This window comes from Thermococcus sp. MAR1 (assembly GCF_012027305.1).
In the GTDB taxonomy this organism is placed as follows: domain Archaea; phylum Methanobacteriota_B; class Thermococci; order Thermococcales; family Thermococcaceae; genus Thermococcus.
Map to the genome: position 1 here is coordinate 1 of NZ_SNUF01000033.1, position 401 is coordinate 401.

1 protein-coding gene is annotated in these 401 nt (G+C 36.2%); it reads left to right on the forward strand.

What is annotated here, in order from left to right:
* Window positions 1-158 precede the first annotated feature (158 nt).
* The coding region (locus E3E25_RS11420) for a DUF4337 family protein (protein ID WP_167893421.1) at window positions 159-401 on the forward strand (243 nt) is incomplete at its 3' end.

Sequence of the window (401 nt, forward strand, 5' to 3'; positions counted from 1 at the left end):
GCCATGACGGCAGTTCTAAAACAACAAGGCAGCTTAGAGAAAATGCTTCCGCTGTTGCAGAAGAAGATCAACATACTTAAAATCATGTACAGCATTAACAAGGTAATGTAACTATATTCTTTGCAATTAAAGTATACAATAATTTATTAAAAAAAATTATGGAAGAAATTGAAGTTCCAACAGAACATTTACATGAAACTATTAAAGAAAAAGCCGAAGCTTTGGGCGAAGGCAACTGGTTAATGGGTGTTGCTATTTCTACAGCATTAATGGCTGTTTTTGCTGCATTGGGAAGCTTATTTGCAGGTCATCATTCTAATGAGGCTTTAATTGAGCAAATACATGCTTCTGACCAATGGGCTTACTACCAGGCAAAAGGCATTAAAGCCGAAATAGCAGCT